General features: G+C 35.2%; 14 protein-coding genes. 11 read left to right on the top strand and 3 right to left on the bottom strand.

Features of this window, described 5'->3' with window-relative positions:
* Positions 1-8 precede the first annotated feature (8 nt).
* The 6 genes from acpP (at position 9) to rpsP (ending at position 4776) form a co-directional block, all read left to right on the top strand.
* Positions 9-260, top strand: a complete 252-nt coding sequence (acpP, locus tag JC2156_RS03705) for an acyl carrier protein (RefSeq protein WP_006845504.1) — start codon at positions 9-11, stop codon at positions 258-260.
* 101 nt (positions 261-361) lie between these two features.
* Positions 362-1057 (top strand): ribonuclease III, encoded by a 696-nt coding sequence (rnc, locus tag JC2156_RS03700; protein WP_006845503.1) that lies wholly within the window; start codon positions 362-364, stop codon positions 1055-1057.
* Positions 1058-1081: 24 nt separating this feature from the next.
* Positions 1082-2587, top strand: a complete 1506-nt coding sequence (gene ftsY / locus JC2156_RS03695; RefSeq protein WP_006845502.1) for a signal recognition particle-docking protein FtsY — start codon at positions 1082-1084, stop codon at positions 2585-2587.
* 1 nt (position 2588) lies between these two features.
* The gene (locus JC2156_RS03690; protein ID WP_006845501.1) at positions 2589-2930 is read left to right on the top strand and encodes a putative DNA-binding protein; all 342 of its coding nucleotides are present in this window, start codon (positions 2589-2591) and stop codon (positions 2928-2930) included.
* 5 nt (positions 2931-2935) lie between these two features.
* Positions 2936-4411 (top strand): signal recognition particle protein, encoded by a 1476-nt coding sequence (gene ffh, locus JC2156_RS03685; protein WP_006845500.1) that lies wholly within the window; start codon positions 2936-2938, stop codon positions 4409-4411.
* Positions 4412-4503: 92 nt separating this feature from the next.
* Positions 4504-4776 (top strand): 30S ribosomal protein S16, encoded by a 273-nt coding sequence (gene rpsP / locus JC2156_RS03680; RefSeq protein ID WP_006845499.1) that lies wholly within the window; start codon positions 4504-4506, stop codon positions 4774-4776.
* 344 nt (positions 4777-5120) lie between these two features.
* Here rpsP and JC2156_RS03675 read toward each other — a convergent pair whose 3' ends face one another.
* The gene (locus tag JC2156_RS03675) at positions 5121-6518 is read right to left on the bottom strand and encodes a DHA2 family efflux MFS transporter permease subunit (RefSeq protein WP_006845497.1); all 1398 of its coding nucleotides are present in this window, start codon (positions 6516-6518) and stop codon (positions 5121-5123) included.
* Positions 6515-6958, bottom strand: a complete 444-nt coding sequence (locus tag JC2156_RS03670; RefSeq protein WP_006845496.1) for a MarR family winged helix-turn-helix transcriptional regulator — start codon at positions 6956-6958, stop codon at positions 6515-6517. Before JC2156_RS03670 ends, JC2156_RS03675 begins: the two co-directional genes overlap by 4 nt.
* A 189-nt stretch (positions 6959-7147) precedes the next feature.
* Between JC2156_RS03670 and JC2156_RS03665 the strand changes: the two genes are divergently transcribed.
* Genes JC2156_RS03665 through trmD form a run of 3 tightly spaced genes read left to right on the top strand, consistent with a single transcriptional unit; the run spans position 7148 to position 8770 of the window.
* A complete protein-coding gene (locus tag JC2156_RS03665) occupies positions 7148-7471 on the top strand; it encodes a DUF7671 family protein (RefSeq protein ID WP_006845495.1) in 324 nt (107 codons plus the stop codon).
* Positions 7472-7521: 50 nt separating this feature from the next.
* Positions 7522-8040 (top strand): ribosome maturation factor RimM, encoded by a 519-nt coding sequence (gene rimM / locus JC2156_RS03660; RefSeq protein WP_006845494.1) that lies wholly within the window; start codon positions 7522-7524, stop codon positions 8038-8040.
* Positions 8030-8770 carry a tRNA (guanosine(37)-N1)-methyltransferase TrmD gene (trmD, locus tag JC2156_RS03655; RefSeq protein ID WP_006845493.1) on the top strand — a complete coding sequence of 247 codons (741 nt, stop codon included), beginning with the start codon at positions 8030-8032 and terminating at the stop codon, positions 8768-8770. Before rimM ends, trmD begins: the two co-directional genes overlap by 11 nt.
* A 59-nt stretch (positions 8771-8829) precedes the next feature.
* Here trmD and JC2156_RS08850 read toward each other — a convergent pair whose 3' ends face one another.
* Positions 8830-8982, bottom strand: a complete 153-nt coding sequence (locus JC2156_RS08850) for a hypothetical protein (RefSeq protein WP_006845492.1) — start codon at positions 8980-8982, stop codon at positions 8830-8832.
* A 111-nt stretch (positions 8983-9093) separates the two neighbouring features.
* Here JC2156_RS08850 and JC2156_RS03650 point away from each other — a divergent pair, with 111 nt between their 5' ends.
* Together JC2156_RS03650 and uvrC are read left to right on the top strand one after the other, a co-directional pair.
* The gene (locus JC2156_RS03650; RefSeq protein WP_006845491.1) at positions 9094-9750 is read left to right on the top strand and encodes a histidine phosphatase family protein; all 657 of its coding nucleotides are present in this window, start codon (positions 9094-9096) and stop codon (positions 9748-9750) included.
* A gap of 129 nt (positions 9751-9879) precedes the next feature.
* Positions 9880-11664 carry an excinuclease ABC subunit UvrC gene (gene uvrC, locus JC2156_RS03645; RefSeq protein WP_006845490.1) on the top strand — a complete coding sequence of 595 codons (1785 nt, stop codon included), beginning with the start codon at positions 9880-9882 and terminating at the stop codon, positions 11662-11664.
* Positions 11665-11775: the final 111 nt, after the last annotated feature.

Below are 11775 nucleotides of genomic sequence, written 5' to 3'. Positions count from 1 at the left end.
GAAATAAAATGTTAGAGAAAAAAGTAATTTATGATCGTGTGGCAGCCTTAGTGGCTGACCATTTTGAACTTTCAACAGATCAAATCAGTGGTGATTTGAACTTTTTAAATGATATTGACGTTGATTCTATTGATTTTGTGGAATTGGTTTTGGAAATGGAAGATGAATTTGATGCCGAAATTCCAGATGAAGATGCTGATAAGTTAACAACGATTAATCAAACCGTTGATTACATTTATGAACATCAAGCTAAAAAGTAAGCAATATCATGATAATTTAAAAACCGGAACGTTTGTGGGTCCGGTTTTTTGGTATACTTATACAGAGAATAATCAAAGAAGAATATCGAAGGAGATTTTTAATGTTTGCGCAATTACAAGCAGAAATTGCCGATAAATACGGCTTACAATTTAATGATTTAAAATTACTAGAAGAGGCTTTAACGCAAGCTAATTATATTAATGAACATCCAGGTTATCAAGGTCGCGATTATCAACGTCTCGAATTTTTGGGCGATGCAATTATGCAACAATCATCTGCGGTCTATCTTTTTCAAAATTACCCAGACTGGGATGAAGGTCGATTGACAGAGTTGCGAATCTTAATGGTACAAACCCGTTCATTTGCAGCTTTGTCACGTGAGTTACATCTTGATAAATATGTCCAATTGGGTCATGGAGAAGAGATGTCTGGGGCGAGAAATCGAGATTCGCTTTTAGAAGATTTGTGGGAAGCCTTTATCGGGGCATTATTCCTGGATCAAGGTCAAGATGCAGTAATGCATTTGTTAGATCTTGTTTTCTTTTCTAAAATTAAAACAGGTTTCTATGATCGTTTTGTTGATTATAAATCGAAATTACAAGAATTGTTGCAGAAGCATGGATCAGTGGAAATTAATTATGAAAAAATAGCTGAAGAACAAATTGAAAATAATGAGCAAATTTTCACAGTAGCTGTGAGTGTCAATGATAAAAAGCTGGGTGCAGGTCAAGGTAAATCGACAAAAGAAGCGGAAAAAGCGGCTGCACGAGATGCTTATCAAAGTTTAACAAATTAAAATTACAAATGAGGAATTCAAATTATGGGATTATTTGATGCAATAAAAAAGGCATTTACCGGAGAGCCTTCTGAACCCAAGATAACGAAACAGCCGGTTGAAGTAGTAACGTTATATCCACGAATCACGGCTGATAATCCTTTTCAGCCCAAAGTGAAGCAGGCAATTGTTAAAGTCGAACAATTGATACCTAAGGCAATCGAGATTGATTCTGTAATTGATGAAGCAGAGAAAGTTAACGAATCACTAGAAGCTCATATAGAAGCAGAGAAGGTTAGTGATATATCAAAAGTTAATTCTAATGATACGATTACTTTTTCTGAACCAAGTGAACAAGCAAGTCCAGTTGAGGATAACTTTGATGCCAATGAATCTGAATTAGTATCAAATGATTATGAAATAGAGAAAACCGCTGAATTATTAGATCAAAACAATGAACAAATTCATGCAGTTAAAAATTCGGATATTGAGATAGTTGAAGAAGCGTCTGCTGTTTATGAGCCAAATACTGATGTGGTTGCTTCTTCATCTGATTTAGAACAGACAGAAGTATATGAATCAGAAGTAGAGAAGGACATTGAAGAGCCAAATCAACCAACAGAATCAGACTTGGATCAAGGTTTGAATAAAACTAAAAAGTCTTGGAGCCAACGTTGGAACCAATTTATGGCCAACTTTAGACGCGTCGATGAGGACTTTTTTGATGATCTGGAAGAAACTTTGATCAAGGCTGATGTGGGTGCTGAAACCGCCTTTAAATTAACTGATGAATTACGAGATGAAGTTAAGCTTCAAAATGCTAAGAGCAAAGAAGAAGTTTCAAACGTTATTTTACAGAAATTAGTTGATCATTATACTGAACAAGGCCGTGATGAAGATTCATCAATGCATTTCGCTCAATCTGGGCCAACGGTTATTTTGTTTGTAGGAGTTAATGGTGTCGGAAAGACGACTACGATTGGAAAGTTGGCTGCACGTTATAAGCAAGAAGGAAAGAAGGTCTTGCTCGCAGCTGCAGATACATTTAGAGCAGGGGCAACACAACAGTTACAAGTTTGGGGTGAACGAGATGGTGTTGAAGTCATTGCTGGACCACCGGAATCAGATCCGGCTTCTGTAGTATTTGATGGGGTGAAGGCGGCGATTGACCAGCAAGCTGATATCTTATTTGTTGATACAGCTGGACGTTTACAAAATAATGTTAATCTGATGCAAGAATTAGCTAAAATGAAACGTATTATTGAACGTGAATTACCTGATCAGCCAGCTGAAGTTCTCCTAGTATTGGATTCAACAACGGGTCAAAATGCTTTGCAGCAGGCTAAGTTATTCAAAAGTTCAACGGATGTTACAGGAATAGTCTTAACTAAATTAGACGGAACAGCCAAAGGTGGAATTGTTTTGCCAATTCGAAATGAATTACACTTACCTGTTAAATGGATTGGCCTTGGCGAGCAAGTAGGTGATTTAAAACCGTTTGATGCTAATGATTTTGCCAAAAGCTTATTCGGACCATTATTGGAGTTATAAGATGGAACTAGAAAAAAGTATGCGGCTTAATATTCTGTTTGATTTTTATCGTTCTTTATTGACGAGTAAGCAGGATGATTATTTAGAATTATATTATGCAGATGATTATTCACTAGGTGAAATTGCAGATGAATTTTCTGTTTCAAGACAAGCTGTCTATGATAACTTAAAACGAAGTACGCAGCTTTTAGAAAATTATGAAAATAAATTGCATTTATATGCTGAATATTTAAAAAGGCAGGTAGCTGCTGCTGAAATTGAGACATATATTAAAAAAAATTATCAAAATGATCAGCAATTAATTGATTTAATGGAACAATTAATTACGCTTGAGGAGGATTAAATAAAATGGCTTTTGAGGGATTAACAGAAAGACTACAATCTGCATTGAGCGGATTACGAAAAAAGGGAAAAGTTACAGACGCTGACTTACGGGATACAATGCGAGAAATTCGTATGGCTTTGTTGGAAGCCGACGTGGATTATACGGTTGTAAAAAGTTTCGTTCGCGATGTTCGTGAAAAGGCTGCGGGGCAGAAAGTTCTAGAAGGATTAAATCCGGCTCAACAAATTGTTAAAATTGTGAATGATGAGTTAACAGCAATGATGGGGGAACAAGATGTTCCCTTAAATCGTTCACCAAAAATACCCACTGTTATTATGATGGTAGGGTTACAAGGAGCCGGTAAAACTACCACTGCCGGTAAACTTGCTTTTAAGTTAAAGAAAGAACAAAACGCACGTCCACTTATGATTGCTGCTGACATTTATCGACCAGCTGCCATTGATCAATTGGAAACTTTGGGACAACAAATTGATGTGCCAGTATTCTCAATGGGAACTAATGTAGATCCTCGTGAAATTGTGAAGCAAGGGCTTGCTAAAGCTGAAGAATTGAAGTCTGATTATGTCTTTATTGACGCTGCGGGACGTTTACAAATTGATGAAGCATTAATGCAAGAATTAGCTGATGTTAAGGAAATTGCGCAACCTGATGAAATTTTATTGGTTGTTGATGCAATGACTGGGCAAAACGCTACTGAAACGGCAACTGGTTTTAATGATCGTTTGGGTATTACTGGGGTTGTTTTGACTAAGTTGGATGGTGATACTCGTGGCGGAGCAGCACTTTCAATTCGTGCGATCACTAATAAACCCATTAAATTCGTAGGACAAGGGGAGAAGATGACCGATTTGGATGTCTTCTATCCGGAACGAATGGCTTCACGAATTTTGGGAATGGGTGATTTAATGACCCTGATCGAAAAAGCCCAAAAAGATGTTGATGAGAAAAAGGCCGCTGAACAGGCTGAAAAGATGCGTCAAAACACATTTGATTTCAATGATTTCATTGATCAAATGGACCAAGTTCAAAATATGGGTCCTTTGGAAGATTTGATGAAAATGATTCCAGGAATGGCTAATAATCCTGCTTTGCAAAATATGCAGATGGATCCTAAGCAAATTGATCATATGAAAGCTATTGTGCTATCAATGACACCAGCTGAGCGAGAAGACCCAGATCTAATTAATCCTTCAAGACGTCGTCGTTTGGCTGCTGGAGCAGGTCGTCCGATTGTTGAAGTTAACCGAATGATTAAACAATTTAATCAAATGAAGGGCATGATGAGCAAAGCCATGAATGGTAATACCGCTCAAATGGAACAAATGATGGGTTCATTACAAGGTGGCGGTATGCCTGGTATGCCTAGTGGAATGCCGAACATGCCTGGTATGGGCGGTAATATGGGTAAAAAGATGCAAGATATGGCTATGAAGCGTATGGCGCGTCAAATTAAAAAAAATAAGAAAAAGCGCCGCTAAAATAAAAATAATGTGTAAAGGAAAAACACTTTACACTGTTATATAACTCTGGTATTATAATAAGAGTAGAAAATTACCGGAGGAAATTAAACATGGCAGTTAAAATTCGTTTAAAGCGTATGGGATCAAAGAAGCGCCCATTTTATCGCGTAGTTGTAGCAGATTCACGTTCACCTCGTGACGGACGTTTCATTGAAAACGTTGGAACTTACAACCCATTGGTTGAACCAGCTGAAGTTAAGTTGGAAGAAGAAGTTATCATGGGATGGTTGAACAATGGTGCACAACCTTCTGATACAGTTAAAAACTTGTTATCAGAAGCTGGAATCATGAAGAAGTACCATGAAGCTAAGTTCTCAAAGTAATTTGAGGGTTTTATAAAAAGGTTAGTCCGTAGAAATAGGGACTAACCTTTTTTATAGTGTCTTTTAGATGAAATTTTAATGGTTATTAACGTGATAAGAGGCAAAGACTGATGAAGTATTCATACCATGATGATAAATGCTTAAAATGAGATGCTTACGATGTTTTAGTCGAATATAAAAGCCAAAGTGTTGTAAATACATCATCATGTCAAATTTAAAATGATACATACAAATAAATATCAAAAAGAATGCAGTAAATTATTAAGTGTTTTGTTTTATTGTAATTCATTATATACGTAAAAAAAGACTAGTCTTTTATAGACCAGTCTTTTTTAATTATTTATTTATAGATTAGGCATTAATTTATGACCTAATTTAAATGTGAAGTGGTATAAGAAGAAGTTAATGAAGATTAAGATACCAAAGAACATGAAGACATGTTGTGTACCAGATTGCATTACTTCAGCAGCATTGTTACCAGTTCCAGAAGCTAGGAAGCTAGAGGCGATAACAGTTCCAATTGAACCACCGAATTGTTGAAGGGTGTTGAAAATGGCATTAGCGTCAGCTTCTTTTTCAGGACCGGTAATGGTAAGTGCATAAGTCATTGTATTAGCAAATGACATAGCAACTCCAACGGCAAAGATTAGGTAATAAACTAAGATCATTACTGGTGCTAGTTTAAGACTAAAGACAGCGAAGGCGATGATTGCTAAGAATAAGATCGAATTTCCAATGAAAATTGGCTTTTTAGCACCTAGGGTGTCATACATACGACCCCAGACAGGATTTAATAATCCAGAAATTAAGCTACCAGGAAGTAGGATAAGACCACTAATCATAGCAGTAGCATGATCAGCAATTTGTGCATAATTTGGTAAGACGAAATTAATACCAATATTTGAAAATTGAATTAATACGTAAGCAATTAGAGCCAATGTGAAGACAGGGTTTTTAAAAATAGAAATATTAATCAAAACTCGCTTTGAACGATTAGAAACAGCAATGAAAATCCATACTACAATAGCAGTAATAACTAGGCTAAGACCTAATTCACCATTCAACCAACCATGTTGGCTAACTGTATTAAATCCTAGAGTAAGAGTTGTAAACATAATAGTTAATAAGATTAAACGAATCCAATCAAATTTTTGCTTAACAAGTGGTGTGATTTGTTCAATTGAAAATCCTAAGACAAAACCAATAATCATTAATGGTAGGACAATCCAGAAAATATAACGCCAGCTAACAAAGTTAACGACAACTCCACCAAAGGTAGGGCCAAGGGCAGGTGCCATTGAAACAATTAGACCACCTAATCCCATGAAGACTCCACGTTTTTCCATTGGGGCACGTTCAAGAATAATATTAAATAGAAGTGGTAGAACAATTCCAGTTCCGATTGCTTGGATTAGACGTCCTAGTAATAGAACGGAAAAACCAGGTGCTAGGGCACAGGCAAGATCTCCAATAATTGAAAAGATAACACCTGTCATAAAAATATTACGTTCTTTAAATCTTCCTTTAATATAAGAAGAACAAACGATAATAAGAGATACAACCAATAAATATCCAGTTGTAAGCCATTGCACCATTGATAAATCAACGTTAAATTGACGAATCAAAGTTGGGAATGTAACATTCATTGAAGTTTCAATTAAGACACCAATGAATGCCATGATTGCCGCAGCGGCAATCGAGAGGATGTCTCTAGTAGACATCTTTTGAGCGGTATTATTCATTTCTTAGACCTCGTTTTTTCTAAATGATTGGCTGTTTTTAATAATATACTTTTAATGGTTTCACTTTCTTCAGATGAAATTTCAGAAAAGGTATTATCAAAAATAGTCGTAGTGAGTTCATGTATTTCATATCGAATTTCAGCACCCTTATTTGTTAAAAAGAGACGTGTCGTTCGATGATCTTTTTCATCAAGATGTTTTTCAAGATAGCCTAACTCAACTAGTTTAGCAACAGATCTAGTAATCGTACTATGATCTAAAAACATTGTTCGAGTTAGGTCACCTTGAGAAGACTCTGGATGATCTGCAATATAAGATATAAAAAAATAATTGCTGTCGTTCAATCCGTAAGGCTTAAGGACCCGATTTAGTTCAGTACGAATGACACGGCTGACAATTCCAAAGCTTTGAAGTTGGTCATCACTTACCTCTGGGTTCATATATTTCTCCTTTATGTGCAACTGCACATATTAACCGACCTGATTTATACTAAACTCATTTGTCATCAATGTCAAATCTAAAGTTGGTAATTCTTTTAGAATAGCGGATAATCTAAGTAGTTGGCTATTGCGTCGATAGTTAGATTTATCTATAATTAATTACATTGAATAATTAGGACGGTTAAAGATATGGCTAGTAAATATTCAACAGCAGAGTTAGTAGGTGTAATGCTTAAACAAGATTTAAATGGTCAATATCATGTTGAAAACACCGCCCTCCAATTAGCTGATTTTCATAGTTGGCGTGTTGGTAAGCACACTAAAGGAAAATTACGAGGGCCTGGACAGATATTCTTAACTGAACAAAACATGGCGGTTGCACTAGTTGAGGTAAAATCCTTGAGCTTCAAAAATCGGCATGATTTTACGGTTATGGGTCGTTTTACAAATGAAACATTACCTGATGAACAGTTCAATGCGGCTTTACAGAAGTATTTAAGTTTAGAAGCATAGCATTAAAATTCATGAAATATAGTATATCAAAAAAGAGAGTGAGCAATTGAATGTCTTTATATAAAGTAGGAACTATTGTCAATACCCATGGAATTAAAGGGGAAGTTCGGGTAATTGCAACAACCGATTTTTCAACTGAACGGTTTGTGCCAGGTAACAAAATGGTGATTGGGGCAAAAAATAATGTAGAAGTTGAAATTGCAACTGTACGTAACCACAAACAGTTTATCTTATTGAGTTTTAAAGACTTACAAAATATTAATTTTATTGAAAAATATAAAGGAATGGATTTGATGGTTGATGATACTCAAATACCAGTACTTGATCAAAATGAATATTTTTATCATGATATTGTCGGACTTTCTATTATTAATAATGAGGATCAAAGTGTTATTGGAACCGTCAAAGAAATTCTAGAATTACCAGCAAATGATGTTTGGGTAATACAACGGAAGCAAGGATCAGATTTATTGATACCATTTACAGAACAAGTGGTCAAAGAAATTAACTTAGATGACAAAACTGCTAAAGTTGTTCTATTAGAAGAGTGGGTTGCTGATGAGAATTGATGTATTAAGTTTATTTCCCAATATGTTTGCACCTATGCGAGAATCCATTATTGGAAAGGCCATTGAACGTAAACTGGTTGATTTTAATGTAGTTGATTTTCGTGATTTCACTGAAAATAAACATCATAATGTTGATGATGTCATTTATGGTGGTGGGCAGGGAATGCTTTTAACGCCACAACCTATTTATTCAGCGATGGAGCATGTTGAAGCTGTAGCTGGTAACCGAGGGCGTGTGATTCTCTTAGACCCAGCTGGGCGTACTTTTGATCAAAAGATGGCCGAAGAATTATCACAAGAAGAACATTTAACGTTTATTTCTGGACACTATGAAGGATATGATGAAAGGATACGCGATCTAGTTACGGATGAAATTTCCTTGGGTGACTTTGTTTTAACTGGTGGTGAGTTAGGATCAATGGTTATTATTGATGCAACTGTACGGTTATTAGATGAAGCTTTAGGCGATGATATGTCAGCGGTTGATGATTCATTTTCAACTGGGCTTTTGGAATATCCTCAATATACCCGTCCAGCTGATTTTAAAGGTAAAAAGGTTCCTGATGTCTTAATGAGTGGACATCACGCTAATATTGCAGAATGGCGTAAAAAAGAAGCACTTCGCCGGACCTATTTAAGACGGCCTGATTTACTTGAAAATTATGAATTAGATGCAACTGAAAGAAAGCTATTAGCTGAAGTTAAGCGTGAAGAAAAAGATAATAATTAAAAAAGAGGCTGGGACAAAAATGTCCTGGCCTCTCTGTCGTCTGTATAATAATCGACGATTTATCGTGTTTTTTTATTTTTCTTCAGATAATAAATCTTGTGTTTTTTCTTACCTAAGAAAGCATTTTTTTCGTTATCATCTTTTTTTGGTAATTCGATGAAATTATCAAAAGATGTTTCCATGCTATTTTGACGGTTTGATTGTAATCCCATAGGTGAATTCCTCCTTATTTGTGTTCATTATACTATAATAATAGTAGGTAGACTTTATGAATTGAATTAATTAATATTTTGATTGATTTATTTTGAAATTAGGAGAATGATATGGCTAAATTAACATTGTATTTGGTTCGGCACGGACAAACTTATTTTAATATTTATAACAAATTACAAGGCTGGAGTAATTCGCCTTTGACTAAAAATGGTATCCAAAATGCATTAGACACTGGTCGAAAATTGGCTGAAGTTAAATTTGCTGCTGCTTATTCTTCAGACACAACGCGGGCTGAAGATACAGCTGAATTAATTTTAGCTGAAAATCATCAAAGTAATTTGACCAAAGCTACCAAATCATCCTACTTTAGAGAACAATTTTATGGATCTTTTGAGGGTGATAATATGGATGCGGTTTGGGCTAAAGTTGGTGCACCACAACATTTGACATCATTTGCTGAGATTATTGAATCCTTTTCTATAGCAGAAGCAAAAGATATGATGAAATTAGCTGATCCATTCCATGATGCAGAAGATCAGCATGAGTATTGGGAAAGAATTCAAAAGGGTTTCAAATTAATTTCTGAAAATCATAATTTGCAAGATGGAGATAATGTATTAGTCATTAGCCATGGTAATACATTGCTTAGTCTTATGGAATTATATGGAAAAGGTCAATTCGATTTGAAGATTCGTCCGCAAAACGGAAGCATTACCAAATTAGAATTAGATAATTCCAAAATTAAAGTTTTAAGTTATAACCAATAGATTGATATGGTAATAATATTTTATCTAATTGTTGATAAATTTGAAAAAAACAACAATCAAGAATAAAATTTAATTTTAAATACTTGAAAATGTATAAATAGGGTGAAAATAGTTGTGAAAGAGGGCTCTATGGCATCAGAACATATTGAACAAAAATTAGCCTTATTACCTGATTTACCGGGTTCTTATCAAATGAAAGATCTGAATGGTAAAATTATCTACGTTGGTAAGGCTAAAAACTTAAAAAATAGAGTGCGTTCTTATTTTAAGAGTGAGCATGATGGTAAGACAGCCGAATTAGTTCGTAATGTTGCTGATTTTGATTTTATTGTAACTAGTTCTGAAAAAGAATCGCTCTTACTTGAAATTACGTTGATTCAAAAGTATCAACCATATTATAATATTCGGTTAAAAAGAGGAACGGGTTACCCTTATATTAAAATAACGAATGAAAAGGACCCACAAATTGAGCTAGTTAGTATTGTTAAAAAAGATAATGCACAGTATTTTGGACCTTATCCGAATGTGTATGCTGCTCAAGAAACATTGCATTTTATTCAGAAAAATTATCCACTAAGAAGATGTAGTGGATATCAAGGACGTCCTTGCTTGTACGCAAATATGGGGCAGTGCTTGGGAGCTTGTTGGCATGAAGTTCCAGCTGATGAATATCAAGCGCAAATTAAAAAAATTCAAAGTTTCTTAGCCGGAAATACCCAAGTTGTTACTAAAAAACTACATCAAAAAATGGAAGAAGCGGCAGAAAAGTTAGAATTTGAACGGGCAGCTGATTTACGAGATCAATTACATTTTATTGCTGAAACGGTTGAAAAGCAGAAAATAATTTCTAAAGATGGAACGCCACGTGACCTTTTTAACTTTTATATGGATAAGGGGTGGCTGTCGGTCCAAATTTTCTTCATTCGTCAAGCCCGGTTGTTGAAACGAGAAAAAAGATTATTTGCCATTGTTGATGAACCAAATGAAGAATTAACTAGTTTTATCTTACAATTTTACAATCGTAAAAATACGGTGTTGCCTAAAGAAATCCTAGTACCATCTGGCGTTGATACTAAATTAATTAGTTCTGTTTTGCAAACTATAGTGCGGACGCCGCAACGTGGTGAGAAAAAAGCATTGATGAACTTGGCAGTCGAAAATGCCAAGATTGTTTTAGATGAAAAGTTTCGTTTAATGGAAATGAATGAGAAAAAAACTAACGGAGCCATGCAAGAAATTGCGGATGCTTTAGGAATTGATGAAATTCATCGCATTGAGGCTTTTGATCATTCTCATACACAAGGTGAAGAAATTGTTTCTGCCATGGTGGTCTTTGAAGATGGAATTCCAAATAAACAAAAGTATCGTAAATATAAAATTAAGAGTGTAGATCATGCAGATGAGCGAGCTGAAACCATGGAAGTGATTCGACGTCGTTATTCACGCTTATTAAAAGAACATGCTCAAATGCCGGATCTTGTTTTAATGGATGGTGGGATCATTCAATTAAATGCGGCTAAAGAAGTTTTGGAAGATGAGTTAGGATTAATTGATTTACCAGTAGCGGCGATGGTTAAAAATGAGCATCATAAAACCGCAGATTTGTTGAAGTCGGAAGGCAATGAACATACCGAGCTAGATCCAAAGTCGCAAGGATTCTTTTTATTACAAAGAATCCAAGACGAGGTACACCGATTTGTAATAACATTTCATCGTAATTTACGTTCTAAATCATCACTTGGTTCTAAATTAGATGAAATTGCGGGGGTTGGCCCTAAAACGCGGCAAAAATTGCTCACAAAATATGGATCATTAGGTAAAATTGAAAAAGCACCTGTAGATGAGTTGAAGCAATTGGGACTTTCTGATAAGGTTATTCAATCACTTAAAATATCACTCGGTGCAATTCATTGACGTAGGTATTAGCTTTATCGAGTTAAATACGATACAATAGACAAGTTAATAACGCATCAAATCTTGCTTTTTGGAAGCTGGTAATTTTTTCTAATTGACAGATTTTAAATA

The organism is Weissella koreensis KCTC 3621, from assembly GCF_000277645.1.
The sequence above is the reverse complement of the archived record's forward strand: the minus strand, read 5'-3'. Positions and strand labels throughout refer to the sequence as shown.